Origin of the sequence: Longimonas halophila (assembly GCF_002554705.1) — a bacterium.
Classification (GTDB): Bacteria; Bacteroidota; Rhodothermia; order Rhodothermales; family Salinibacteraceae; genus Longimonas; species Longimonas halophila.
In genome coordinates this window covers 238,149-262,523 of sequence record NZ_PDEP01000003.1, presented here as the reverse complement: position 1 = coordinate 262,523, position 24,375 = coordinate 238,149, and the positions used below count along the sequence as shown (strand labels likewise).

The 24,375-nt window shown below is 60.5% G+C and carries 20 protein-coding genes, 1 pseudogene and 1 riboswitch; of the genes and pseudogenes, 15 read left to right on the top strand and 6 right to left on the bottom strand.

Annotation, left to right across the window (positions count from 1 at the left end; all coding sequences use genetic code 11):
- Window positions 1-114 precede the first annotated feature (114 nt).
- The 3 genes from CRI93_RS04990 to CRI93_RS04980 all read right to left on the bottom strand — a co-directional run bounded on the left by CRI93_RS04990 (window position 115) and on the right by CRI93_RS04980 (window position 4,607).
- On the bottom strand, window positions 115-1,632 hold the full coding sequence (locus tag CRI93_RS04990; RefSeq protein WP_098061511.1) for a calcineurin-like phosphoesterase C-terminal domain-containing protein: 1,518 nt from the start codon (window positions 1,630-1,632) through the stop codon (window positions 115-117).
- A gap of 187 nt (window positions 1,633-1,819) precedes the next feature.
- The gene (locus tag CRI93_RS04985) at window positions 1,820-3,496 is read right to left on the bottom strand and encodes a ribonucleoside-diphosphate reductase subunit alpha (RefSeq protein ID WP_098061510.1); all 1,677 of its coding nucleotides are present in this window, start codon (window positions 3,494-3,496) and stop codon (window positions 1,820-1,822) included.
- A 136-nt stretch (window positions 3,497-3,632) separates the two neighbouring features.
- Complete coding sequence (locus CRI93_RS04980; protein ID WP_098061509.1) at window positions 3,633-4,607, bottom strand: ribonucleotide-diphosphate reductase subunit beta; 975 nt, start codon at window positions 4,605-4,607, stop codon at window positions 3,633-3,635.
- 318 nt (window positions 4,608-4,925) lie between these two features.
- Window positions 4,926-5,004, bottom strand: a riboswitch (adenosylcobalamin-variant (AdoCbl-variant) riboswitch).
- A gap of 323 nt (window positions 5,005-5,327) precedes the next feature.
- Between CRI93_RS04980 and CRI93_RS04975 the strand changes: the two genes are divergently transcribed.
- From CRI93_RS04975 to CRI93_RS04920, 12 genes are all read left to right on the top strand, one after another.
- Window positions 5,328-6,212 (top strand): DUF58 domain-containing protein, encoded by an 885-nt coding sequence (locus CRI93_RS04975; protein ID WP_098061508.1) that lies wholly within the window; start codon window positions 5,328-5,330, stop codon window positions 6,210-6,212.
- A gap of 24 nt (window positions 6,213-6,236) precedes the next feature.
- Window positions 6,237-7,262 (top strand): hypothetical protein, encoded by a 1,026-nt coding sequence (locus CRI93_RS04970; RefSeq protein WP_098061507.1) that lies wholly within the window; start codon window positions 6,237-6,239, stop codon window positions 7,260-7,262.
- Window positions 7,263-7,475: 213 nt separating this feature from the next.
- Window positions 7,476-8,243: an SIR2 family NAD-dependent protein deacylase gene (locus tag CRI93_RS04965; protein ID WP_098061506.1), complete on the top strand. Its 768-nt coding sequence runs from the start codon at window positions 7,476-7,478 to the stop codon at window positions 8,241-8,243.
- On the top strand, window positions 8,240-9,202 hold the full coding sequence (locus CRI93_RS04960) for a vWA domain-containing protein (protein ID WP_098061505.1): 963 nt from the start codon (window positions 8,240-8,242) through the stop codon (window positions 9,200-9,202). Before CRI93_RS04965 ends, CRI93_RS04960 begins: the two co-directional genes overlap by 4 nt.
- Before the next feature lie 119 nt (window positions 9,203-9,321).
- Window positions 9,322-9,762, top strand: a complete 441-nt coding sequence (locus tag CRI93_RS04955) for a hypothetical protein (RefSeq protein WP_098061504.1) — start codon at window positions 9,322-9,324, stop codon at window positions 9,760-9,762.
- The gene (locus tag CRI93_RS04950) at window positions 9,743-10,237 is read left to right on the top strand and encodes a hypothetical protein (RefSeq protein ID WP_098061503.1); all 495 of its coding nucleotides are present in this window, start codon (window positions 9,743-9,745) and stop codon (window positions 10,235-10,237) included. The genes CRI93_RS04955 and CRI93_RS04950 overlap by 20 nt, the downstream gene beginning before the upstream one ends.
- A gap of 110 nt (window positions 10,238-10,347) precedes the next feature.
- Window positions 10,348-10,713: a SpoIIAA family protein gene (locus tag CRI93_RS04945; protein WP_098061502.1), complete on the top strand. Its 366-nt coding sequence runs from the start codon at window positions 10,348-10,350 to the stop codon at window positions 10,711-10,713.
- A 115-nt stretch (window positions 10,714-10,828) separates the two neighbouring features.
- A complete protein-coding gene (locus CRI93_RS04940) occupies window positions 10,829-11,674 on the top strand; it encodes a nitrilase-related carbon-nitrogen hydrolase (RefSeq protein ID WP_098061574.1) in 846 nt (281 codons plus the stop codon).
- 198 nt (window positions 11,675-11,872) lie between these two features.
- Window positions 11,873-12,223 (top strand): hypothetical protein, encoded by a 351-nt coding sequence (locus tag CRI93_RS04935; protein WP_098061501.1) that lies wholly within the window; start codon window positions 11,873-11,875, stop codon window positions 12,221-12,223.
- Between the two features lie 102 nt (window positions 12,224-12,325).
- The gene (locus tag CRI93_RS04930; RefSeq protein WP_098061500.1) at window positions 12,326-13,360 is read left to right on the top strand and encodes a VWA domain-containing protein; all 1,035 of its coding nucleotides are present in this window, start codon (window positions 12,326-12,328) and stop codon (window positions 13,358-13,360) included.
- On the top strand, window positions 13,357-14,025 hold the full coding sequence (locus tag CRI93_RS04925; RefSeq protein ID WP_141491569.1) for a tetratricopeptide repeat protein: 669 nt from the start codon (window positions 13,357-13,359) through the stop codon (window positions 14,023-14,025). The genes CRI93_RS04930 and CRI93_RS04925 overlap by 4 nt, the downstream gene beginning before the upstream one ends.
- Window positions 14,026-14,055: 30 nt before the next feature.
- Window positions 14,056-14,724, top strand: coding sequence for a hypothetical protein (locus tag CRI93_RS04920; RefSeq protein WP_141491568.1), 669 nt, complete (start codon window positions 14,056-14,058; stop codon window positions 14,722-14,724).
- Window positions 14,725-15,058: 334 nt separating this feature from the next.
- Here the strand turns inward: CRI93_RS04920 and CRI93_RS04915 are convergent, their stop codons facing one another.
- The 3 genes from CRI93_RS04915 to CRI93_RS04905 all read right to left on the bottom strand — a co-directional run bounded on the left by CRI93_RS04915 (window position 15,059) and on the right by CRI93_RS04905 (window position 21,244).
- A complete protein-coding gene (locus tag CRI93_RS04915; protein ID WP_217992502.1) occupies window positions 15,059-16,429 on the bottom strand; it encodes a RagB/SusD family nutrient uptake outer membrane protein in 1,371 nt (456 codons plus the stop codon).
- A gap of 52 nt (window positions 16,430-16,481) precedes the next feature.
- Window positions 16,482-19,493, bottom strand: a complete 3,012-nt coding sequence (locus tag CRI93_RS04910; RefSeq protein WP_098061496.1) for a SusC/RagA family TonB-linked outer membrane protein — start codon at window positions 19,491-19,493, stop codon at window positions 16,482-16,484.
- 677 nt (window positions 19,494-20,170) lie between these two features.
- A complete protein-coding gene (locus CRI93_RS04905; protein WP_098061495.1) occupies window positions 20,171-21,244 on the bottom strand; it encodes an IS110 family RNA-guided transposase in 1,074 nt (357 codons plus the stop codon).
- Between the two features lie 855 nt (window positions 21,245-22,099).
- On the opposite strand from CRI93_RS04905, the gene CRI93_RS04900 reads away from it, so the two are divergent.
- From CRI93_RS04900 to hemN, 3 genes and pseudogenes are all read left to right on the top strand, one after another.
- Window positions 22,100-22,429 (top strand): nucleotidyltransferase domain-containing protein, encoded by a 330-nt coding sequence (locus CRI93_RS04900; RefSeq protein WP_098061494.1) that lies wholly within the window; start codon window positions 22,100-22,102, stop codon window positions 22,427-22,429.
- Window positions 22,430-22,532: 103 nt separating this feature from the next.
- Window positions 22,533-22,799 (top strand): annotated as a pseudogene (locus CRI93_RS04895) (HEPN domain-containing protein); the annotation flags it as partial.
- 173 nt (window positions 22,800-22,972) lie between these two features.
- Window positions 22,973-24,355, top strand: coding sequence for an oxygen-independent coproporphyrinogen III oxidase (gene hemN / locus CRI93_RS04890; protein WP_245850322.1), 1,383 nt, complete (start codon window positions 22,973-22,975; stop codon window positions 24,353-24,355).
- Window positions 24,356-24,375: the final 20 nt, after the last annotated feature.

The window sequence follows — 24,375 nt, the reverse complement described above, 5'->3', positions numbered from 1 at the left end:
CATGCCGGTTGTGCCCCTAAACGACTGCGTCACGAGGCAGAGCCTCGCGACGAGATACCCATGTGAGCGTTGCAACTGCGTAGGTCCTCAAGGAGCAGGTCTAACTTTTTTGCTTTACCTAAGCGCAAGCGTCTCGGTATAGGTGCGTCCAAAGCGGTCGGTGGCCTCTACGGTGACTTCGGAGGCTGTGGGCGAGGGCGTGGCGGCATACAGATGCGCCGTAGGCACCGGCGACACCCACGGATGGCGCTCGGGCTGATCGTCGCCGCGGTACAGCGCCTCCGCCTGCGGATCGGTGCCCACGTATGCCTCCATCGGGCCTTGCTCGACGCCGTCCTCGTACCAGATGATGCGCCATGCGTCGTCGGCATCCCACACGTTGGCGATGAGCGCGTCGGGACGCTCGGGGTCGGTGCCCGGTGCGTACAGATGCATCTGGTGGGTGGCGTCGTAGTCAGTCGACTGGTAGCGCCACGAAAGGGCGGTGCCATCGACTTCGTAGACGCCGTAGCCGGGCGGGGTGCCATCGCGGCCAATGGGACCGGTCCACCACGCGCCCGAGGCCGCGCCCATCACATGTTCGTGCACATTTGCGGGATAGCGATGCTCGGTTTCGTGGGTATGCCCGGTGATGATGTGGGCTTCTGCAAACGGTTCCAGCATCCGATGGAGCGCCGCCCGGTTCACGGTCATGTTGCGCGGGGACGGGCGGTCGGTGCCGCGCCGTTCGTAGAGCGTGCTCAGCATTGGGATGTGAGTGAACACCACAACGGGCTGGTCGGGCGAGACGGTGGCCAGGTCGTTCGCGAGCCAGAATAGCTGCCGGTCGGGCACATGGCCCAGATACGAGTCGGTAGCGCGCCCAAAGCCGTCTTGGCCGGGCCAGTACACGTTATTCAGCACTACGTAATGCACATCGCCGCGGTCAAAGGCATAATAGCCGGGGCCAAAGTGGTCGCGGAACGTCTGGTACGATCCTCGGTGCGCCGGGCTCTCGAAGTTGAGGTCGTGGTTACCGACCACCTGAAAGAATGGCATGCCCATGCGCTCTACGGCACGTTCATACTCAGGAAAGAGCGTGAGGTCGTCGAACATGAGGTCGCCGTTGCCGACGCCAAAGACCGGCGTATCCCCCAGCGCTTCTACGGTGGACTGCACCGCCGGGACGGTTTCCGCATGAAAGCGGCTCATGTCGTGGGCATCCAGCGTCTGCGGATCGGCCAGTACGATGAAGGCATGGCGTGTGTCGTCGGTCGGTAAGCGCTCCAGCTCGAACGTGGCCGTCTGCTCGGGGGCGTCGGTGAGCGGCTGGAAGAAGCGCGCCGTGCCGGTGTCGTGCTGGGGGATGCGGTATCCGGCAGGCACCGCCATGTACACGAACGGCTGCCGCGCATCTGCAGGAAGGGTGAACGCGCCGTCGGCATCGGTCTGCACCACGGAGAGGCCGTCGGTGATGCGCACGCCTGCCACGCCGCCGTCGGGACCGGTAACGCGCCCGGTAACGGTGCGCGCTCCAGCGGATGGGGCGCTTGCGTTGGCACACCCTGGCGTGAAGGCAGCCCACCCGGCGGCTCCACCGAGCAGCCCAGCACGCTTCAGAAACGAACGGCGGTTGAGATCCGATAGGGGCATGGCACAGCGTACGTATCCAACAGAAACAGAGGAGGTCTCAATATGCAGCAGCGCACGCTGATTTGCACGTGGCGTGTGTTTTTTTGGATTCGGAGCCCCCCTCTGTACACCAAACCCCGCGCATCTCCAACAGGAGACCGCGGGGCCGTGTGTGGTGATCTGGAGGCGAAGGGGCGCGCTCAACCGGTTACGCTTCGCAGGCGCGGCATTCGAGCAGCTCGCGCGAGAAGCTCTGCGCGGCGTTGACGCCGTTCTGGTAGTAGAGCGACTTGATGCCCTTGCGCCACGCCTCAATGTACAGCGTGTTGATGTCCTTCACCGGCACCGAGCCCGGATCAATCGCCAGGTTCAGCGACTGCGACTGGTCGATGTGCTGCTGCCGACTGGCCGCCTGGTTGATGATCGTCATCTGTCCGATCTCGCTGAACGTCTTGAACACGTCTTTCTCGTGCTGCGACAGGATGTCGAGGTGCTGCACCGAGCCATCGCGCAGGGCAATCTTCTCCCACATATCGTCGGTATCAGCGCCCTTCTCGGCCAGCAACTCCTTCAGGTGCGGATTCTTGTATGTCACCTTCATCTTGGCCCGATCTTGCACAAAATAATTGCTCTTAATCGGCTCAATGGAGGGACTCACCTGCCCCAGAATGAAGCTGCTCGATTTCGTGGGCGCCACCGCCATGGTGGTGGTGTTGCGGCGTCCATAGCCTTCGAGCACCTCCGGCTCGCCAAAGCGATCGGCCAGCTCGCCCGAGGCGGCATACGAGCGTTCCTTGATGGTCTTGGCCACCTCGGCCCCGGTCATGTTGGCCTCGGTAGATTCGAAGGGAATCATGTTGTCTTGCAGGTACGAGTGCCAGCCCAGCATGCCGATGCCAACAGCCCGGTGGCGTTTGGCAAACCGCACGGCCCGCTCCATGTGCTTAATGCCCGACGCGCGGTCGATGAACTCCTGCATCACCGCATCCAGAAAGAAGGTGAGCGTCTCCACCGCATCGGTGTCTTTCCACTCGTCGTAGTGCAGCACATTCATCGACGAAAGGCAGCAGACGAAGCTCTCCTTCGCGTTGGAGGGCAGGGCGATTTCGCTGCAGAGGTTACTCGCCTTTATCTCATAGCCCTTGTCTTTGTAGACCTGCGGCTTGTTTTCATTGACATTGTCCCGAAACAGAATGTACGGGATGCCCAGGTTCATGCGCGCCTCGATGACCTTAGCCCAGAGCGCGCGCTTCTCGGCGTCGCCATCGATCATCTGTTGCATCCAGTCGTCGCCCACCACCACGCCGTAGTACATGGTCTGGATGGTGTCGCCCTCGGTTTGGATGTTGAGCCACTCCTCCACATCGGGATGTTCGATGTCGATGTAGCCGGCAAAGTGGCCCCGTCGCGTTTCGCCCTGACTGACCACGTTGATGATCTTGTCGAAGAGTTGTGCAAACGGATAGGTACCGTTCGACGTGCCGTTGTTGGTGATCTCGGAGCCCCGTGGGCGGATGTCGCCAAAATAGCCGCTGGTGCCGCCGCCGACTTTCGTCATCATGCCGACCTCGGCATGGGTGTCGAGGATGGCCTCCATCGAGTCGTCAATGTAGGAGCCGAAGCAGCTAATGGGCAGGCCGCGTCCCAGGCCAAAGTTGGCCCACACGGGCGAGGCGAGCGAGTAGTAGCCGCGGCTCATGTAGTCGAAGAAGCGATCGCCGAATCCGGGCATACCGAGCAGCTCCTCGGCGCGGTCGGCAATGGCGCGCACGCGCTCTTCGGGGCCGGTATCATCGAGCAGGTAGCCGCGGCGCAGGAACGTGCGCGCTTCGTCATTGAGCCAGTCGAAGGGGGCGCGCTTCGGGCGCGTTTTGGTTGTAGGCATAAGCACAAGGTCGTGTAGAGAGATAGGGGCACATGAGGATGGTACGATGCAGCCGGAGAGGCATCATACCTGCGCATCCCCCTAAGCGAGCCCGCCGGGGGATGCGAAAAAAGACGCGTGCAGACGGAGCCGGGCGCTAAAAGAGATCGTCGCCGCTGACGCTCTGGGTCATTTTGGAGTAGCTGGTGCCGCGCTTCGAGAAGAAGTCATTGCCCTTCGTGAGCAAGATCTCCTCGTAGAACCAGCGCGTTTCAGAGAGCCGGTCGTCGTCGACCTCAAAGAGCGGGTCGACATCCACGTAGTCGAGCGACGCGTTGAACTTGTCGCGCAGGAACGCATCCACGACCGGGCGCGGAAGGAAGTCGAGTTCGCCTTCTTCGAAGATCCAGTCGAGCACCTTCTGTTCGGCGCTGTAGGCCTTTTGGCAGGCGTCGACCACGCGGGTTTCGAACTCGGTGCCGAACCACTCGGGGTACTCCTCACGCATCACGCTGATGAGCTCCACACCAAAGAGGCCGTGGATCTGCTCCTCTTTCGAGGTAGCTTCAACCGCGTTGGCCACGCCCTTAAACCGCTTCTCGTACTTGTCGAACGAGAGCATGATGAGGAACTGGCTGAACAGGCTCACATGCTCAATAAAGATGCTGAAGAGCAAGATAGAGAGCGCAAAGTCGCGCTTGTCGGCGCTGTCGGCGGCCTGCAAGGTGTCTTCGAGATACGCAATGCGGTCGCGCAGGGCCGGAATCTCCTCCACCTGTTCGAAGGCGTCGTTGAGCCCAAGCAGCTCCAGCAGGTGCGAGTACGCGTCGAGGTGGCGCACCTCCGACTCCGCAAACGTCATGCCCACCGCGCCCACTTCGGGCACCGGCAGCCGCTTGTAGATGTCGGCCCAGAACGTCTTGACCGACACCTCGATCTGCGCAATGGCGAGCATCGTTCTGGTGATGACGCTGCGCTCGGCATCGGTACAGTTGACGTGGAAGTCCTGGACGTCGCCTTCAAAGTTAAACTCGTCGTGCACCCAGTACGACTGTCGGATGGCCGTTTTGAACTTGAGTAGATGGGGATACTGATAGGGCTTCAGGTTAACGCGCTTCTCGAACAGGGGCATACAGGCAGGAGCGAGCGACAAGTGAGCGAAGAGGTTCGGGAACGCCACGCATCATGAAGAGGGGTCAGTGCAGCACCCGGTTCGTATGAGCGACTGCAAGACGTGTACAGCCGCCGTATTCGTAGCGCGGGGGACGGTCTCCCACCACATACCACGCATCTGTATGCCCGCAGTAAGCACGGGTTAGCGCCCAGGCTGGGCACCACAAACAGACGCATAGATACGAAAAACAACAGGGTGTGCCACCGGTCTCCAGGACGCGTGGAGCAGGCTGGGGCACAAAAGCCACACAGCCAGGGGCTATGGGATGCTATTGGCGATGCAGGGGGCATTCGGACTATCACCGCTGCGCGCCAGCGCCGGAGTTGCACCGGTCTTCCCCCCAGGCTACGGCTTCAGATGCCAACGGAAGCAGAGAGGCCGTAGTGGCCACGCCATCACAGCGGGCCCTGCATTGCACAACGTGTTGTACACGTGGCATGTTATGTACGAGGCATGGCAGATATTTTCAAGGCCGCAATGTAACGTCTGCGAATCCCGGTAAGGATTCAGCTCTCTGGGGCTATCGTGTGTTTGGATCTCTTTGATAGGCAGACCGCACAGTATGTGTTGCAAGAAATCTGGGATGGGTGTTCGGGATTGATGCGAACCCAACCTCGTTCCCGCTATTCAATTTGCTGAACATCAGTCACGTGCTTATTTCGCGCAACCAGTTTCTCAATGAACAGCATAGATGATGCGGTGATGCAGGCCGTGCAGCGCTTGGAGATTCGGGCGCGGCACCGCGTCGAGGCGCTGTTTGGCGGGGCCTACCGCTCGGCTTTCAAGGGGCGCGGCCTGGAGTTTGCCGAGGTGCGTCCGTACCAACGGGGCGATGACGTGCGTGCGATCGATTGGAACGTGTCGGCACGCATGGACGACACGTATGTGAAGGTATTCGAGGAGGAGCGCGAGCAGACCGTTATCGTAGCGGTGGATGTGTCGGCCTCGCAAGCCTTTGGCACCGGGGCGGCCACGAAGCGCATAGTGGCCACCGAGGCCGCAGCCCTGGTGGCATTTAGCGCGCTGCACCATCAGGATGCGGTTGGCCTACTGCTGTTTACCGACCGGATCGAGGTGCAGCGCCCGCCGCGTAACACACGGCGCCACGTGCTGCACAGCCTGCGCACGCTGCTTGGCCATACGCCACAATCGCGCGGCACCGACCTGCGTGTGCCGCTGCGCTACCTGCTGGCTCGCATGCGGCGTCCGGCGACCGTGCTGCTCGTGAGCGACTTCATGGACGATGGCTATGCGTCGCTGCTGCGTGCGGTGGGCCGCCGCCACGACCTGGTCGGCATGCATGTGCACGACCCCGGCGAGGCGGAGCTTCCAAGGGGCGGACTGATCCCGCTTACCGACGCCGAAACTGGAACCACCCGCCTGGTCGATGCGCGCGATGCGGCTACGCGTCGCGCTGTAGCGCAGGCAGCCCAGGAGCGGCATGCGCGCATAGCCAACACGCTTCGTCAGGCGCAGGCGGGCTACTTGCCGCTTTCCACGGCGGGCGATACTGCCGAGGCGCTCATCAGCTTCTTTCAGCGCCGCATCCATGCTCGCTCGTAACCGTTTGCCTTCGTCTCCCCTGGTATGACTCGCACGCGCTGCTGGCTTCTGGTGCTGATTGGATGGCTGGCCTTACTTCCGCCTGCAAGTCAGGCCCAGCCGGTTCAGGTGGATGCGTATGTGGAGGCCGACAGCCTGCGTATCGGCGAGCAAACCACGCTGTGGATGGTGGTGGAGCATTCGTTTCGGTCGGAGGTCGCGTTTCCGGAGGCCGACACCGGGCCTACGCTCTTTGGCGATCTGGAGGTGCTGGAGCGCGGCACGCCCGGCTATCGGTACATGGGCGCCGCCCGCACCGGTGGACGCATCGACAGCGTGGGCTACACCGTAACCACGTTTGCCCTTGACGAAGCCGAGGTCCCCGCGCTGCCTGCATGGGTTGTGACGGGCGAGGACACGACCATCGCCGGGTCCGATGCCTTCACGATACCCGTGCCCAGCGTGTTACCTGCCGACACCACGACCGCCATGCAGCCGCTGATGCCGCTGGCACCGTTTCCGTACACGGGGAGCCAGTGGCTGGCGGCAAGCGCACTCGTGCTGGCATTACTGGCGCTGGCGCTGTGGGGCTACATGCGGTACCGGCGTCGGGGGGAGGCAGAGGCTGCCAACGACGAAGCCGCCACCATCTACGAAGCAACCTGCACCACGCTCAGCACGCTTGCACCGCCTGAGGCCAATGCCGAAGCCAAAATATTCTACACCGCGCTTACGCAGGCGCTTCGGGCCTACCTGGCCAAGCGGCTGGGCATACCGGCACGTGAGCGCACCTCGGCTGAAGTTGTACATGCATTGGAGCAGCATCCGCAGGTGCCACAGAAGGCAGCCGGACGTATCCAGGCGGTGCTGGAGCTGGCTGATCTGGCCAAGTTTGCCGATACCTCCCCCGACACTGCTGCAAACCGTACCGCGCTCCAAGAAACGAAACAGGCGGTTGATGCGATAGAACATGCCCTGAGTCCACCTGCCAAATCACGTGCCAGCGCGACGCTCCACGACGCCAACGCGCCCCGTGCCGACCACAGAACCCCTGATGCTGCCTCCGAATAGGCGGGCTCTCGCTGCGCTCCGCATCCCTAAGAACCTGTTTGGGTTTTGGTTTGACGGCGAGAGCGAGCGCCGGTGGAGCGAAACGAGAACCACGATCGAGGTTCGTAGCCGGGGCTACGGGCCGAGATCGGGGGCTCGTTGTAGCCCAGCGACGCCGCTCGCAGCCCAAAATAAGAAATCAAAACAGGTTCTTAAACTGACCCCGATGCATTTATGACGTCTGTACCTGACGAACTGGTCGATGCGCTGGCTGCTGCTAAAACGGTTGCGGTGCTTACCGGGGCCGGGGCAAGTGCCGAAAGCGGCATTGCCACCTTCCGCGATCCGGATGGGCTGTGGGAGCAGTTTAGTCCCGAGGAGCTCGCCAACGTGGAGGCGTTTCTTGACAACCCGACGCTCGTGCAGGGCTGGTATCGCTACCGGCAGGCAGCCATCGAAGAGGCCGCACCGAACGCGGGGCACCGCGCCCTAACGCGGCTGGAGCAGCTTGTACCCCGGTTTGCATGCATCACGCAGAACGTAGACAACCTGCATCAGGAAGCCGGCACCGAACGCGTAATTGAGCTACACGGCAACATCATCCGCAGCTACTGCATCGACTGCGGCGAATCGCACACGCTCGACGCGTCGGTGGCCAACGACGATGATCCCGATCCGGTGCGGTGCGACGAATGTGGCGAGCTCATCCGGCCCGACGTGGTCTGGTTCGGCGAGCGCCTGCCGCCCGATGCCATTGCTTCTGCCAGTTCCTGGGCCCGCGATGCCGATGTGTTTCTGTGCGTAGGCACCAGCGCGGTGGTCTTTCCTGCTGCCGACCTGCCGCTGGAGGCACTCGACCATGGCGCGTACGTGGCCGATATAAACCCGGACACAAGTGCGGTCTCGGGCAAGGCGCATGTGCACCTGCAGGCGCCTGCGGGGGAGGCCCTCCCGGCACTCGTTGAGGCCGTAGCCGCTCGCATCAACTCCGACGCCGCATGACGTTCGCATATCCGTGGGTGCTGTGGGGACTGGTGGCGCTGCTGTTGTGGGCCGTGTGGCGCTGGTGGCAAGGGCCACACGAAGACGGGGTGGCTGTCCCCACGCTGGCAGGCGTGCCGGAGCGTGTCTCGTGGCGCGTGTGGGTGCGCCGGGCGCTTCCGCTGGTGCGAGGCGTCGCTCTGGCGCTTATCATCGTGGCCCTGGCGCGTCCGCAGCAGCACGACGTCGTGCAGGTCGACACTACCGAAGGCATCGACCTGGTGCTTGCGCTGGATGCCTCCACCTCAATGCGCACTGCCGACTTCCCCCCAAACCGATTCGAGGCGGCCCGCTCCGTGGCCATCGACTTTGTACAGGGGCGGCCCAACGATCGCATGGGACTGGTGGTCTTTGCCGGGCGCGCCTTTACGCAAGCGCCGCTTACCACCGACCGGGCATTCCTGACCGATGCCATTGAGGCGCTGCGGCTGGGGCAGTTTGAGCGGGGCACAGCCATCGGGGCGGCGCTGGCCACCTCCGTCAACCGGCTGCGCGAGTCGGAGGCGCCCAGCCGCGTCGTAGTCTTACTCACCGATGGACGCAACAACCGCGGCTCGATCGATCCGCTAACCGCTGCCGAGATTGCGCGTGTGCTGGGCATCCGCGTGTATACGATTGGCGTGGGGGCTTTTGAGGATGCCCCTTTCGAGCCCGAGGCCGACCCGGAATCTGACGACGAAGTGGACGAATCCACCCTGACGGCGATGGCCGAGCGCACCGGCGGGCAGTACTTCCGCGCGTCGGATACTGAGGCGCTGCGCACTATCTATAACGAGATTGCAGGCATGGAGCAGGGCGAGATTGAGACGACCACCTACACCGATGTGAGCGAACGCTTCGCCGGGTTTGCCGGAGCCGCGCTGTTTCTTGTGCTGGTGCATACGCTGCTGCGCACCACCGCCGCGCGCCGCGTGCCGTGAGCAGGGCACACAGGTGGGCAAGGATCGGAGCGAAAACTTCCCGACGCATAGATTGTTATGAGTCATGCAGCTTGATTTCATAGTTCCAAAAAAAAGAGCCAAGCTGATCTCAAAATAAAATGGATACAGAAATGTTGGCTCATTCGGAAAACATAGCAGAAAAAGAAGCGGCCTCTGATGGTCTTGAAGAGCGTCGTGAACAATTCGAGCGTGCGCAAACGACGTCTGAGTTGCGGCAAAAGACATTATCGTCGCAAGAACAGACGAATCAGCAGGACCTGGCTGGGCAGCTCATTCGCATGCTGGCCCCAGCTCAACGTGCAGGAGAGGCATCGCCCGCGAGAGAACTGTCTGCCTTGAACCGTCTCACGTCGGCAGTAGCTGAGGCGGTCGAGCAAGGCATTCTTTCTGAAGAAGAGGCAGAAAGCGTGTTGCAGCATGCGCTGTCTAACTTCGTAGAGAAAAGAATGGAGGAGATAGTAAATACCCTCTTTAGCGAGTCCCATTCAAAATGGTTTTTAGCGGCTTCCCATCATCGTTATGAGCGAGAACGCAGATAAAACGTCCGAGAACACGGACATGTCAGCACAGGCAGACAGCACATCTGAATCCAGTACCGACCCAGGTGCTCCGGACGCAAATCCCGAACAGCTTCAGGGGGCGATTGAAAAGCTATCGCAGCACAAGCCGGAAGCTGTATCCGAGTTTATGGCTATGATGGGAACGGGACCTGTGACGAACCCGCTCCACCGGAAAATGGAAGGCGGACACATCACGCAGTTGCTGGACTTGGCTGCTGATCATGACGAGCGTGAATACGAACTTCAGAAGCAGGCTCAAGACAATGCGTCTTCCGATCGGGCTGCCGATCGCCGGTACTACTTCCTCGCGTTTTTGGTAATCGCAGTTCTGTTTGGTCTCCTGCTGTTTTTATTTCAAGACCAACCCGATGTCCTGATTCCTGCATTGACAGGACTGGGTGGACTTGTGAGTGGTTTTCTGGGCGGGTGGGGCGTTGGCCACCGCAGTGCGTAGCAAGACACGGGTCTTCTGCCCGTTGACTCAAAGTATTCGGCGCTGTTTCCTTGAACGACCAGCGCTTACCTGATGACCGTTTCAGACACACCCATAGCCCCCAGCTTGCCATGATTGACCTCATAGACATTGGAATTGATGATGCGCTCGCGTTTCGCGTAGAGGGTTCGATTACGAAAGATGAGATGACGACGGTGCTCAATCATGCTCGCGAAAAGATAGAAGCACACGACACCATTGTGCTCTTTGAACAGATCGACTCGTTTGGAAGCGTAGAGATGGGGGCGCTGGTGGAAGAGTTTAAGTATCTGTTCGAGGTCGGTATCTCCAACATTCGCAAAGCCGCGGTGCTGACGGACAAGAAGTGGGTCACGAAGGTGGTGGCCCTTGAAGACAAGGTGTTTAAAAGCATTGAGATGAAGTGCTTCCCCATAAGCGAGCGCGAAGCGGCGATTGCGTTTCTGCGGGAGGCGTAGCTGTGCGCTCCCCCGTGTGGATGGTTGCCCGTTTGCGGTGCGGACGCTACCTTGACAGTTGGCGTCATTTCGTGCGTCGGAGATTCGCGCACCCCATCCCACACACCCCATTGCCATGCATCTTGCCCTTGTTCAGCAGCACGCCACCACCGATCTGGACGACAACCTGAAGCGGGGGCTGCGTGCGCTCGACGCCGCCGCCGATGCAGGAGCCGACTGTGTGGTGTATCCCGAACTGGCGTTCACACCGTTCTACCCGCAACACCGGGCCGGGTCCGATGCTCACGACAAGGCCGAGCCGATCCCTGGGCCCACCACCGAAGCGTTCCAGGACGCTGCCGCGCGCCGGGGCGTGGTCGTGGTGCTCAACCTGTACGAACGCGACGGCAACCGGGCCTTCGACACCTCGCCCGTCATCGATGCTGATGGCACGCTGCTCGGCATGACCCGCATGATGCACATCACTGACTACGACGGGTTCTATGAGCAAGGCTACTACGCGCCTGGCGATACGGGGGCCCTTGTCTACGACACCGCTGCCGGGCAGATCGGCGTGGCCATCTGTTACGACCGCCATTACCCCGAGTACCTGCGTGCGCTCGCCCTTGGTGGAGCCGATCTGGTCGTTGTGCCCCAGGCCGGAGCTGAAGGCGAGTGGCCCGACGGACTGTTCGAGGCGGAGCTGCGCGTGGGCGCTTTCCAGAACGGCTACTTCATGGCACTGGCCAATCGCGTGGGCGAAGAAGACGTGCTCACCTTCGACGGCGGCTCGTTCGTTACCGACCCGTTCGGGCAGCTCATAGACCAGGCTCCGCGTGGTGAAGACGCGATCCTTCATGCGCACATTGACCTGGACCGATGCACAAAAGCCCCGGCTCGTCGTCTATTTCTAAAGGACCGGCGTCCCGATCAGTACGCGCATGGTGCTGTGGCGCCAAAATCAAAGCAAACCGAGACGTAGGCATAATCCTGGGTTTCCTCGTTTGGGTGCTCGTCCGCTTGTGATATAGACGGCCCCGCAACGCAGTGTGCAGGTGTGCGATTGCTTTTCGGGCTCGCTCTCATTGATGATAATCCAGTTGGGCTGGCAGTGGGGCGTCGCGTCGTGTGCTGGAGGATAAAAGCGCACCTATCGACCCAAATACAATCTGTCCGAGTGATGAGTAGGTCTCGTACGCAACTACTGGTTGGCCTCTTCTCCGTTGTGCCGTTGATCAGCAGTGTCGCTACTGCGGTGTTTGTGGTTTGGTATCCCGATGCCCTGCACGCTGTTACTTCAGCGGGAGATATATCGCCCGTGCTGTACGCTGGACCTATCTGGGGATTCTGGGTCGCCAGCCTCGGTGTAGGAGTTAGCATTGCGCTGTGGATTTACTTCATATGGCGCATCGGACACACGAAGGCAATGGCGCGTCGCCAGAAAGTGCTTTGGATGCTGGGATGCATCCTGGCCGCACCACTGGCTCTGCCCGCCGTGTGGTGGAAGCTCAGTACTGTGGATCCTGCATAAGACGAATGCCAATTCCGTTCATCTGCAAAGCCTCGACGCCCCAAACCCGCCGCCGCACCAGGCGTAGGATGCATCTGCTACTGCCTCAATGCCAACTGCGCTATGGAATGGGCCGCACCCGAATACATCTGGATGCTGGGGGGACTGCCGGTGGTCGTAGGGCTGTTTGCCTGGGCGCAGCGGCAGCGACGTGCTGCGTATGCCCACGGGTGGCTCCCTGAAGATATTCGTCCCACGGTGCGGTGGCGGCGGCACGTGCAAGCCGCCGTTGTCACCGTTGCGGTAGCGCTGCTTGTGCTGGGGCTGGCGCGTCCACGGATGGGCGGGGCCGAGCGCGAGGTGGAGCAGCGGGGCCTTGACCTGGTCGTCGCGCTTGATCTGTCGCGTTCGATGCAGGCTGAAGACATCGCCCCCACTCGCCTGGACCGCGCGCGCAGCGAACTCCACGATGTGCTCAACCAGCTGGCAGGCGATCGCGTGGCGCTCGTCGTATTTGCAGGCACCGGTCTGCTGCAAGCGCCTCTCACCACCGACTATGCCGCACTGCGGAGCTTGCTGGATGCCGCCGACCCCGCCTCCATGCCTGCGCCGGGTTCAAACGTAGAAGGGGCCCTGCAGGCTGCTACAAACGCGCTCGATGCCCGCGATACGCCCACCGACCCTAATGCACCCCCACGTGCACAGGCCGTGCTGCTCCTCTCCGATGGCGAGTTTCACGGTAGCGAGGTCGAGGCCGCTCGCGTCCAGGCCCAATCCAACGAGATTGCGCTGTACACGGCGGGTATTGGCACCGAAGACGGCGCCCGCGTTCCCATCTACAACGAGAACGGCACCCGCACCGAGTGGCTGCGCGAAGACAACGGGTCCATCGTGACGACCCGCCTGAACGACGAAGCCCTGCGCGCCTTGCCCACGGGGCCCGGACGTTACTACGAACTGGGCCCCACCACCGGCTCCCTCAGCGCGTTCGTGGACGATCTGCGCGGACTGGAACGCTCGCTCATTGGCGTGGAGCGCTTTGACACGTACTACGAAGGCTTTTGGATTCCGCTGGCACTGGCGCTTGGGCTGCTTCTGGTGGACGCCGCGTGGGACCCGGCGCGCCCCGTATTTGCTACCAACTCCGCAATCGCATGACGCTCCTCCGCTGGCTAATCCTTCCGGTATTGATGAGCGCGCTCTGGACGTCGAGTGGAGACTCGGAGGGGCGGCGCGGCAACACGCTATACGAACGCGGTGCGTTTGCGGAGGCCGAGGCCGCATTTCAGGCCGGCATTGCACAGACGGACCCGCGCGATAGTACCCGCTATGCGGCGCTGCACCACAACTGGGCGGCGGCCCTGTATCAACAAGAAGCGTATGCCCAGGCCGATTCGGTGTTTGCAGTGGCACAGGAATACGCCCGCGACACGGTCGAGCGCGTGCGCATCCGCTACAACCGGGCCACCAACGCCGCCCGCACCGGCGATACCGAAACCGCCCTTGCGCACTACCGCGCTGCGCTGCTCCTGGACCCGGCCCACGATGACGCCCGCCACAACTACGAAGTGCTGGCACGCCAGCAGGCAGCGGCTCCGGCACCGCGCCCCGCCCCCGACATCGACCCGTCGGACTATGCCCAGCGCCTGAAACGCCGGGCCGAGGCGCTGGCTGCTCAGCGCGAGTATGCCACTGCATTCGAGTTGCTGCAAGACGGCCTGGCCGAAGACTCAACCGTAGCGGCGTATCAGGACTTCATGGGACGGCTGGGTGCCATTGTCGCCATTGACCAGGACAGCGTATCCACCGTCCGCCGCCCGTAATCTGAAGGCGGCTCTACCTCACATTCCCCCATGCTGATGTCATACCTCCGCTATATCGTTCTCGTTACTGCGCTGTGTTGGGCCGGATGCGCCAGCGATACACCGTTCCCGAACAGCGATGCCATCTCCGACACTACAGCTACGGAGTCTGCCGCTGCCGCGTCGCCTCAGGACGCCTTCTGGGCATCGTTAGAATCGCTTTGCGGACAGGCATTTGCGGGCACCGCGCTCGATGCGCCTGAGGGCGACGACACCTTTGCAGATACGACTCTCGTGATGCATGTGCGTCAGTGCTTCGACGACGAAATTCGCATCCCCTTTCATGTGGGCGAGGATCGCTCCCGCACCTGGATCATCAGCCAGACCGACGACGGGCTGCGCCTGAAGCACGATCATCGCCACGACGACGGCATCGAGGACGAGACCACGCAGTACGGCGGCGACACCGAAGACGAGGGCACCGCCACGCGCCAGTCCTTTCCCGCCGACGCGTTTACTGCCGACCTGTTGCCTGCTGCGGCCTCGAACGTGTGGACGGTGGAGGCGACCAACGAGGCGTACACGTATATTCTGGTTCGCGAGAACACAGGCGCTCGCTATGAAATTGCATTCGACCTTACCGAGCCCGTCGATCCGCCGCCCGCGCCATGGGGCTACGAAGACGCCGCTCCCACGCATGAGAACGAGGGTAGTGGGTAGACGCTAAGTGATAAGGCTATCGTAGAATGTAGGTTTGTCTTGTTCGAACCCCTTCTCCCTTCGGGTTTCTCCCCCTTTTCCAAGGGGGAGATGTCGATAGACAGAGGGGGTTGTCTGGCTCTGATGATGTCGGCCATATGACAATCACTTACCATTGAACCGCTACCAGAACGAGAATACGTAGCACGCACTACGCATGAAGCGGCGGACGCCCCCCCCCCCCCCCCCCCACATAGCAACCGCCCCACGCAAGCGCTTCGGCGCGCGTGGGGCGGCGTTTGTTGGGTAGCGGGATCCAGTGCAGCAAGCGGCTACAGATTCGCGCTGGTATGAGCTACCGTTCGCTAAGCGGGCGCGCGAGCTTCTCAAAGACCTGGCCTCCATCCAGTTCGGTTGGGATCGCGTCAAGGCGATCATAGCGCCGTGCGTCGATCCAGCGGTGACCGCCTTCGGCCCAGAGCGAATAGCGGCGCTGAAACAGGATCTCGTCAATCAGCGCCTCTTCGTTAACGGGGCCGTCGTACGTATTCAGCTCCCACGTCTCCCGGATGATGTCAATGGCATCGACCGCCTCGCCGAGGTTGCCCGTTTGTGCCTGGGCCTCTGCATGGATTAGGATGAGTTCCTCATTGCGCATGAACGGAATCGGAGACTCGTTCGATTCGTATCGATTATCCTGGTAAAACAGCTCAACGCCTGGCAGGTCGCCGTTCGTGATTGGTTCGTTGCGTTCAAAGAACTTACGCTCTACGCGCAGATCGCCCGGCAATGCATCGTCAATCATTGAGGGATGTACCATCAGGATCTGGTTCGTATTCGCATTGCGCGGATAAAAGAGCGGGTTAAACTGATCGGGGGGCGAACCGAAGACGTGATAGGCACCTTCATTCATGCTGGCCTCGCCCGGTGTTAGTGATAGGAACGAGTTGTCTAACGCATCGAGGGCGCCGGGCCAGTCTTCGGCATAGATGGCTGCCCGTGCCGCGATGGCTCGGTTCAGCTCGCGCATCGTGGTGGGCGTATCGAAGCCGGCAAAGCCTTCCGAGAGCGTGAATGCAAAAGAGTCACCTGCGTTACCAATCTCAGCGTAGGCTTCGTCCAGGAGTCCGCGGATTTCCGCGAGGGCCTCGTCGTAGCCAAGAAACGGGCCCGGATTGAGCGGGTCGGCCACATCAATACGGATTGAGCCAGGCGGGTTGCGGTCGGGGCCGCGCCACTGGCCGTTCAGCGCGATCAGATACTGATAGGCCTGAATTGTCTTGGCAAAGCCGATATAGCCGTTGCGTTCCTGATCGTCGACGGCATCGGTGTTGTTGACGGCCTCGATTAAAAAGTTGCCCTGTTTGATGGCGGCGTAGGGCGTGTCGAAGGCACTTCCGTCAGCAAAGAACTCGGCATCGGGGGTTACGCCTTCCTGGCCCAGCCAATTCGTAACGAAGCGTGGATCTGAGGCAAAGGCCGCATACACCTCGCGTCCGAACGATCCATAGAGTTCGGTAACAGCGGGTGGGGCGTTGCGGTGCCGATCTTCAAGGCCTGTCACCAGGTTCTGAAGCTCGCTCTGGCTGGCCCCACTCAGCACGGCCTCGGTAGAGGGGCTGTTGGGGTTGGTGACGGTGCCAGGGTCGAAGAAATCGCAGGCCGCGAGGGTTGCGGCCAGTAGCAGGACGAAGCACGCGTTGTAGGCGAAACGTTGCATAGTCATAGGACGGAGTCTCAATCGGAAGCTGAAAAAGTGGGGCGGGGCGGGCGGCGCATTAGTATTCCAGCCGCAGGTGGAATGTGAGCCGTCGTGAGCTGGGGTACGGCGTTACCTCTACCGACTGCGCTACCGCCTGCGTCCCAAAGACCGAGACTTCCGGATCGTAGCTGTCGTAGTCGCTGAATAGCAAGAGGTTAGACCCGGACAGGCCCAGCTTGACGTTACGGAGCGCCCCATTGAAGGCTGTGTCGAGGACGCTGCTCGGAAGCGTGTAATAGATCGACGCTTCGCGGAGCTTAACGTAGCTGGCCTCTTCAACGAACTGTGCCGCGCCCGGCCCAAACATGTCAGTACGATCAAGGCCGTTGGGTACGCCGTCGCCATCGTGGTCTTCATTCCAATCATCCGTCGTTCCACCGATGTCAGAGAGGAAGCGCGACAGGTTGATGTTCTCGCCGCCGCGGCTCCAGTGAAAGAGAAAGCTCAGCTCCAGATCTTGAAACAGGGTAAACGAATTCGAAAACGACATCTGAAAGTCGGGCTGTGCGTCGCCATAAACCGTGAACGGGACTTCCGAATCGGGCGTGGCAGGTGTCCCCACGATGGTCGTTGGCGAGAAGCCTTCGCCGATGTAGTAGGTGCCCAGCGCAGCGCCAAAGCCACCTGTTGTGAAGGCGGGGATCGTCAGATCGGTCATCTCCGAGTCGTTCTGCCAGAAGAGCGTCCGCGAGAACCAGGAGAAGTTCTCGCGGTCTACGGGCAGAACGCTGAGCCCCAGCTCGATACCCGTATTTCTGAGCGTCCCAGCGTTCGTAGCGATCGTAGTGATGCCTGTCGAGACCGGGTTCTCTCGGTCAAGGATGATGTCGTCCACGGTCTTGCGATAATAGGTTGCTTCGAGCGCGAGGCGCCCGTCGAGAGCACTTATATCGGCACCGAGCTCCAGCTCACGCGACCGCTCGGGGTCGAGATCGGGATCGATGCCTCGCGTGGATATCGTAGAGCCCAGCCCCCCTCCAATATTGACACTATTGAGAGCCGAGAAGGTGGCCCCGAACTGGGGCAGGCCACCCGTCTCGCCGTAGGCCGTACGCAGTTTCATCTGGTTGATCGAGTCGAAGCCCCAGAAGTCGAAATTATGCAGGTTGATGGCAAGCGATCCTTTCGGGTAAAAGTAAAATTCTTCCTGGTTTGCGTTCAGCGTCGAGCGGTCGAAGCGCGCGCCGACCGTCCCAATGAGCCTGTCATCCCAGTTGACTTCCTGCTGGCCAACATAGCCGATGTCAACGATCTTCACGAACTGCTGGGAGAAGATCTCCTGGGTTTGCCCATTGAGCGGGTTGAGCTGGCCCGGAGCCAGTCCGCGACCGCGTACGAGCTGTCGATTCTCATCCTGCGTGAAACGGGTGAAGCCGCCTTGTGTCGTTAGGCTAAATGGTCCGGCTCCCGACTCCAACGTTTGGTTGTAGACCAGGAAGCCCTGCATATTTGTGTTGAAGTTGTCCTCTTTCCCCTGAATCACATCACCGGGGTCGGACTGGGCCTGTTGAAACTGGAAGAACGGGGGGAAATACACCGTGCTGTTGCTGTTCAGATAGTCCAGGCCTCCCTTCAGATCCAACGAAAGGGAAGCATTCTCGCTTTGCAGCAGATCTGCGTTTAGTGAGAACGACTGCAGAAAGCGGCTGACCTCCTGGTTGTTAGTTGCTTCGTTGACCAGCCGGAGGGGGTTCTCTGCAAAATAGGGGTTGTCGGGGAAGTTGCCATCCTCATCCGGCTGCAGTTGCGCATAGGTGGGCGTGTAGGCCAGGGTATAGCCCACCGAGCCGCCCGTCGAGTTCTGGTTGCCCGTGAATCCGCGGTCCGAGTCGCTGTAGATATAGTTTGAGCTTGAGGTGAGGCGCACACGGTCGCTCAAGCGGTGATCAATATTGGCCCGGACGGTCTTGCGGGCGAAGCCGGTATTCTCGATAATGCCGTCTTCTTCTTTAAGGCCACCAGCGACGAAGAACTGCGTTTGCTCATCACCTCCAGAAATCTCAAGCTGGGTGTTTCGGGCCAGCCCAACGTTGCCATAAAGCTCCTCCTCATAGTCGAAGAGATTGCCATTTTGCTGGGCTTGATTGAAGCGCGCTCTCTCACGCGCAGCGGCGTCGGTGCCTTCGCCATAGATCAGGTCGATCTTATCCTCGCTCCATGAGGCCACGCCAAGGAGGTTCAGGGCCGATACAGCGCCCAACTCCTGAGAGAAGTTCACGCGCGTGTCGCCTGCTTCGCCGCGTTTGGTGGTGATAATCACCACACCTGCATTGGCGCGCTGACCATAGATCGCTGCTGCAGAGGGGCCCTTCAGCACCTCGATGCTCTGGATCTCATCGGGATTCAGGTCGGCGAGGCGATTGGCCGAGTTATCCTGATTGCCCTCTCCGGCTCCGTCGGCTGACGATCGACCTGTTGAGATCTGGCTGTTATTGACGTAGACCCCGTCGATGATGTAGAGTGGCTGCGAGGAGCCCGCTCCCAGCGTGCTAATACCGCGCATCTGCACGTTAATGCCTCCGCCAGGTGCCCCACTCTGCGACGTAATGTTGACGCCTGCCAGCTTGCCCTGCATCGCACCGTCGAGCGTTGACGGATCAACGTTTCCCGCGATATCCTCCGCATCAATCTTTGTGACGGCATTGGCGAGGTTCTCGCGTTTGATACTGGAGGCCAGTCCGGTAACCACGACCTCGTCAAGCCCCATCACATCGGGCTCCATCGACACCTCAATGCTCGTCTCGCCTTCAGTCACATCTATCTCTTGCGTAGCGAAGCCGACAAACGAAAACACGAGCGTGCGGCGTCCTTCCGGCAACTCAATCGTGAACTGCCCATCAGCGTTGGTGAGTGCTCCAATCTGGGTGTTTTGCACGGTTACGTTCACGCCGGGAAGTGGAGATTCATCCTCCGCGTCGATAACGGTGCCCTCTACTGTGGTTTGGGCGGTTGCCAACATGGGCGCGCCCAGCAAAGCAAACAAAATCAACCATGCCCAGGCATGGCGCATCAGGTATCGGTCATGCATAACGAAATGACAAGCAGTCTGTGCAGAACATATGAGCAGGCACAGCCCATAGAAACGAGTCGTACAGGAACGGGGGACGTTCGCAGGAAGACACGATGAGGCTGTTGGAAAAGACACGTCTGGCCAACTGCCCACGACCTCTACCTCGTGCAACAGCGTATCGCTACTAAGCGACCCAGAAGATGCTTTCTGTGAAACGAAGTGTAGTAATATGTAAACATAATGTCAAGCAATTGCAATGAAATTGTGAATCTATGTAAGCGCTTTTATCGGTTTGGGAGCTGCGTCTACTCGTTAATACGTGCACTCGTTGTAAAAACCTGTCATGCCAAATCCGGTTGCGGCATTACGGTGAGAACGTGCGCAGTTACAACTCACACGTCACCCCGTCGCGGGGCTTCGCCTCGCGACGAGGCCGTTCAGGGGCTCTGTCCCGTTCTTCCACACAGGGGATAGCAGATGACGTGATGGAGCGCGTATCACCAAACGGTATCGTCTCTCTACAGCGCTCCGGGTTGGGAGCTATGTAGGTCCACAAAAATAAGCAAGGACGTCATCGCGAGTGAGCGGAGCGAACGCGGCGATCTCATGCTGCCGAGCAGGGCGCAACGCCGATTTGAAACGTATAGATTGTACCCCAAGGGCACTCCCTCTACCGACAGATGCTGTGTTGAATGTCAAGTGTTTGGGGTGCCCGGATGTAGCGATGGGTCAAAGGGGCGGCCGGATTTCAGTACGCCGTAGCAAATATGCAAGAGCTTTCGCATGGCGGCTCCGATGATGACCATCTGGTCCTTGCCGCGCTCCTTGAGCCGGTTCCCAAACGCTTTGACTGCCTCATTACATCGGAGCGCTGTCATCGCCGGATAATACATCGCGCTTCGCAGCCGGGCGTTTCCAACTTTTGACATTCGAGGCTGGCCCCGCACGGAGGAGCCCGACTGGTAGTGGCTCGGAACCAGGCCTGCATACGCAGCCACCTGACGCGCACTCTCGAATCGGTCCGGTGATTTAAGCTCGCTTATGACGATCGCGGCGGTCTGCAGGGCCACGCCCGGAATCGAGGTTAAAAGCGAACACCGTGTGCTCAGGTCAAGAGATTCGTTAACCTGCTCGGCGATCTCTTCTTCGAGGGCGTCGATTTTCTCCTCAATCGTATCCAGGAGGTCTTCGTATGCGTCTCGGATTGCTTCATCTTCGGTGTCAGCAAGGCGATTGTTCGTCCGGGTTTTCTCCTTCTTGAGTGCCTGCCGGGCCCGTGTGAGCTCGCGCAGTCGGCTCGCAGCGGCAGCCGGCGGCGTCCAACGCCTTGGGGCCTCCCGGTGGCCGAATCGAGCAATCAGATTCGCGTCAGCCGAGTCGGTCTTGCTTCGCTGGAGCTGGCTGTCGGCGTAGCCTTTGATTCGTCTGGGGTTGACTACGCTTACCTCGTAGTCTTCCGCGTGTAGAAAACGAGCCACGCCTTCTTCGTAGCCGCCGCTGGCCTCCATGCACACGCGGGTTGTCTCCGGGGTTGTCTCCGGGGTTGTCTCCGGAGTGGCCTCCGGAGTGGCCTCCGGCATCATGTCCGGGTCGTGAAGCCAACTCAGCAGGCGGTCCCACCCGCCGGGATCGTTGGAAACGCTCGTTTTTGCGAGGATCCCATTCGCGCCACCATGTGCGCCAAACAGGCTTACCTCTAAGTTGCTCTTCCCGACATCGATGCCCAGGGTAAGCGCTGCGTTCCTCGAAGTCGTCGGTGCTTCTCTCATGCTGGTAAATGCAGGATCTATGTCCTAAAGAATCTGTGTCCTAAAGATGCTGTTCGGAGTGAAGCGCACCGAACAGGGAGACAGAGACTCATCTGTCGATCGGGCTCACCGACACGGTCGCAAAGCACCCTGTCGGGGTCAAAGCTGTCGGGCAGGGGGCCCTGTCTCCCGTTCCGAGCGTCCTCGGATCAGTCCCAACACGTATCGTTCCCGATAACATCGTTCCCGGTAATATCGTCCCGATACGTGTTGGGAAGGTGCCCCTCTTGCGAGGGAAAATCAACATACCAGCTGTCGGTATCACAGCGCTTCGTCCTTCGTCCTCGCAATAACATCTCCGCTAAGGTACTTCTATGGGTCTACTTAGCAGGTGCGAAGTCCTGACACGAGCGAAGCGACTGATGAACGCAGTGAATAAAGATCTCCCCCAAAGTAGGCAGGACCCTCTGTCCCGCCGTATCTTCTGAACGCCAAGGAGATGGTTCGACTCTCGGCTCCTTCGTCGCCTTCCGCTCACCACGACACGCTTCGTTGGGGAATGATTGGGGCACCCGGTCGAAGGTGTAGGATGAAAACTCCGGTCACCCCCCAAACCTGCGATTGAGTTCACTTACGTACACGAATGAAGCATGCGGAGTTGGCATCAGATCCGAATAGCAGTCCCGCAAAAATCCGTGTGTGTACCTTACCGTAGGGCACCCACGCCGAGAGAGCAGTCAGCGTGTAGATGAAAGCTCCCCACCGTGCATCGGTGGTCGCATGGCCAAATAGGGACCTGTGTGCTCCCAACATGTTAAAACATCGAACGTGGGTTCAAATACAGGATCTCAGTTGCCACATAACGCGCATTCGATTATGGCTACCCTTCCTGCCCATCTGCAGCCGCTTTTGCGCGACGTACGCGCTTCGTTGGAGGCCCTCTACGGCGATCGGCTTGTGGAACTTGTGCTCTACGGCTCGCAGGCGCGGGGCGATACCCACGCCGAATCGGACGTAGACCTCCTCGTTGTGCTCGACGGACCAGTGGAGCCGGGGCGGGAGATCCGGCGGATGAGTGATGTGTGCTTTGAGCTTTCCATAGAGCACGAAATGTATCTTTCTGCGCTCCCGGTGTCAAGCAAAGCCTATACATCCATGTCGTCCGCCTGGCTGATGAATGCAAAAAACGAAGGGGTACCTGTATGAGCAATGGAAATGATGCACTACAACGCGCTGAACGCTACTTGGAGACCGCTGCCTTCATCCTGGAAGATGTCGACCTCGAAACAGCGGTCCGCGTTCCTACTACGCAATGTTCTTCCTGGCCCGTGCACTGCTGAAACGAGAAGGTATCATGCCCAAAACGCATAAGGGCGTGGTTAACCAGTTTGGGCTGCATCTCGTGAAGCAGGGGCCGATTTCAGACAAATATGGCCGTGCCTTGCGAGAAATGGAGGAGCTTCGGTCGTTTGCCGACTACGCCGAATCCCGCGTGATGTCGGAGGCAGATGCCGAAACTGCCCTGCGTGATGCCCGGGCCTTTGTCGACCGTCTTCGTCCGCTGCTGGTGGAGTAGGTGCTCGCTATTGGCCAGGCAGCAGCGTGCGTGTGGATGAATGCCCCACACCGCGCATCGGTGTTCGCATGGCAGCATCGGGGTGGGGCACTGGGCTTCTTACCTACGCATCCCCCTGTACTGGTTTGTAAGGGATGCGCCTGCCGCCTCGTATCCGCCTGCTTCTGCCTGCTATGATGGATTCTACCCCTGCCGTCGATCTGGATCTCATTCGCCGCTACAACCAGCCGGGTCCGCGGTATACGAGCTACCCGACGGCACCGCACTTCTCGCACGACTACGACGCGACCGACTTTGCCCGCGACCTGGCGGCCGCTGACACGGATACGCCGCTCTCGCTGTACGTGCACCTGCCGTTCTGCCGCTCGCTCTGCTACTACTGCGGATGCCACATGAAGGTAACGCAGCGCGCGGATTCCATCCAGCGCTACGTGGATGCGCTCAAGCAAGAAATCGACCAGATGGCGGCGCTTGTGTCCGCTGAGCGTCCTGTGGTGCAGATGCACTGGGGCGGCGGCACGCCCACGTATTTAACAGCCGAGCAGATTCGCGATCTGGGCACGCACATCCGGCGCCGCTTTCGTGTGGCCGATGATGCCGAAATCAGCATCGAGGCCGATCCGCGTGGGCTTACCGAGGACCGCGTGGCTGCTGCGGCTGAGGTCGGGTTCAACCGGATGAGCGTGGGTGTGCAGGATGTGAACCGCGTAGTGCAGGAAGCCATCAATCGCATCCAACCGACTGAAACCGTGGCGCAGGCGCTACGCTGGGCGCGAGAGTACGGATTCGAGGGCCTGAACGTGGATCTGGTGTACGGGCTGCCGCACCAGACGCCTGAGCGGTTTCAGCATACGCTCGATGTGGTCGACCGCTTGCAGCCCGATCGCATTGCGCTGTACAGCTACGCGCACGTGCCCTCCATCAAAAAACACCAGCGTGTGATCGACGAGGATGCGCTGCCTGTCCCCGAGACGAAACTGCGCCTCTTCAAGCAGGGGCTGGAGCACCTGACCGCACGCAGCGGCTACCGCTTCATTGGGATGGACCACTTTGCGCGTCCGACCGATGCGCTGGCCCGGGCGCAAGACACCGGCGATCTGCATCGCAACTTTCAGGGCTATTCCACGCGGGCGGATGCAGAGGTTGTGGCCTTTGGGGTGTCGGGCATTAGCCAGCTTCGCGGGGCCTACGCGCAGAACGTAAAGGCGCTACCAGCCTACTATGAGCAGGTCGCCAACGAGAACGCGCCCACCGTATTTCGGGGTGTGCGCCTCTCGCCGGAGGACCAGCTCCGTCGCCACGTCATCATGCAGTTGATGTGCAACTTTCATCTCGACAAGGCCGCGGTGGCCGAGCGCTTCGAGATTGACTTCGACGATGTATTTGCCGATGCGTGGGCGCGTCTATCTCTGCTCGAAGCCGATGGCCTTCTCATCCGCACTGAAAACGCGCTACACGTGCAGCCGCCGGGCCGCCTGCTCATCCGCAACATTGCCCGCGCCTTCGATGCCTACTGCGACCACGCCGACCATCCGGTGCATGCGCAGACGGTGTAGGCGCATGCGTGGCACGCTAC

What these genes read in the sequence shown, in the direction of transcription:
- CRI93_RS04990 (WP_098061511.1), bottom strand. Translation starts at nt 1,632, where the DNA reads ATGCCCCTATCGGATCTCAACCGCCGTTCGTTTCTGAAGCGTGCTGGG.
- CRI93_RS04985 (WP_098061510.1), bottom strand. Translation starts at nt 3,496, where the DNA reads ATGCCTACAACCAAAACGCGCCCGAAGCGCGCCCCCTTCGACTGGCTC.
- CRI93_RS04980 (WP_098061509.1), bottom strand. Translation starts at nt 4,607, where the DNA reads ATGCCCCTGTTCGAGAAGCGCGTTAACCTGAAGCCCTATCAGTATCCC.
- CRI93_RS04975 (WP_098061508.1), top strand. Translation starts at nt 5,328, where the DNA reads ATGAACAGCATAGATGATGCGGTGATGCAGGCCGTGCAGCGCTTGGAG.
- CRI93_RS04970 (WP_098061507.1), top strand. Translation starts at nt 6,237, where the DNA reads ATGACTCGCACGCGCTGCTGGCTTCTGGTGCTGATTGGATGGCTGGCC.
- CRI93_RS04965 (WP_098061506.1), top strand. Translation starts at nt 7,476, where the DNA reads ATGACGTCTGTACCTGACGAACTGGTCGATGCGCTGGCTGCTGCTAAA.
- CRI93_RS04960 (WP_098061505.1), top strand. Translation starts at nt 8,240, where the DNA reads ATGACGTTCGCATATCCGTGGGTGCTGTGGGGACTGGTGGCGCTGCTG.
- CRI93_RS04955 (WP_098061504.1), top strand. Translation starts at nt 9,322, where the DNA reads ATGGATACAGAAATGTTGGCTCATTCGGAAAACATAGCAGAAAAAGAA.
- CRI93_RS04950 (WP_098061503.1), top strand. Translation starts at nt 9,743, where the DNA reads ATGAGCGAGAACGCAGATAAAACGTCCGAGAACACGGACATGTCAGCA.
- CRI93_RS04945 (WP_098061502.1), top strand. Translation starts at nt 10,348, where the DNA reads ATGATTGACCTCATAGACATTGGAATTGATGATGCGCTCGCGTTTCGC.
- CRI93_RS04940 (WP_098061574.1), top strand. Translation starts at nt 10,829, where the DNA reads ATGCATCTTGCCCTTGTTCAGCAGCACGCCACCACCGATCTGGACGAC.
- CRI93_RS04935 (WP_098061501.1), top strand. Translation starts at nt 11,873, where the DNA reads ATGAGTAGGTCTCGTACGCAACTACTGGTTGGCCTCTTCTCCGTTGTG.
- CRI93_RS04930 (WP_098061500.1), top strand. Translation starts at nt 12,326, where the DNA reads ATGGAATGGGCCGCACCCGAATACATCTGGATGCTGGGGGGACTGCCG.
- CRI93_RS04925 (WP_141491569.1), top strand. Translation starts at nt 13,357, where the DNA reads ATGACGCTCCTCCGCTGGCTAATCCTTCCGGTATTGATGAGCGCGCTC.
- CRI93_RS04920 (WP_141491568.1), top strand. Translation starts at nt 14,056, where the DNA reads ATGCTGATGTCATACCTCCGCTATATCGTTCTCGTTACTGCGCTGTGT.
- CRI93_RS04915 (WP_217992502.1), bottom strand. Translation starts at nt 16,429, where the DNA reads ATGACTATGCAACGTTTCGCCTACAACGCGTGCTTCGTCCTGCTACTG.
- CRI93_RS04910 (WP_098061496.1), bottom strand. Translation starts at nt 19,493, where the DNA reads ATGCATGACCGATACCTGATGCGCCATGCCTGGGCATGGTTGATTTTG.
- CRI93_RS04905 (WP_098061495.1), bottom strand. Translation starts at nt 21,244, where the DNA reads ATGAGAGAAGCACCGACGACTTCGAGGAACGCAGCGCTTACCCTGGGC.
- CRI93_RS04900 (WP_098061494.1), top strand. Translation starts at nt 22,100, where the DNA reads ATGGCTACCCTTCCTGCCCATCTGCAGCCGCTTTTGCGCGACGTACGC.
- hemN (WP_245850322.1), top strand. Translation starts at nt 22,973, where the DNA reads ATGATGGATTCTACCCCTGCCGTCGATCTGGATCTCATTCGCCGCTAC.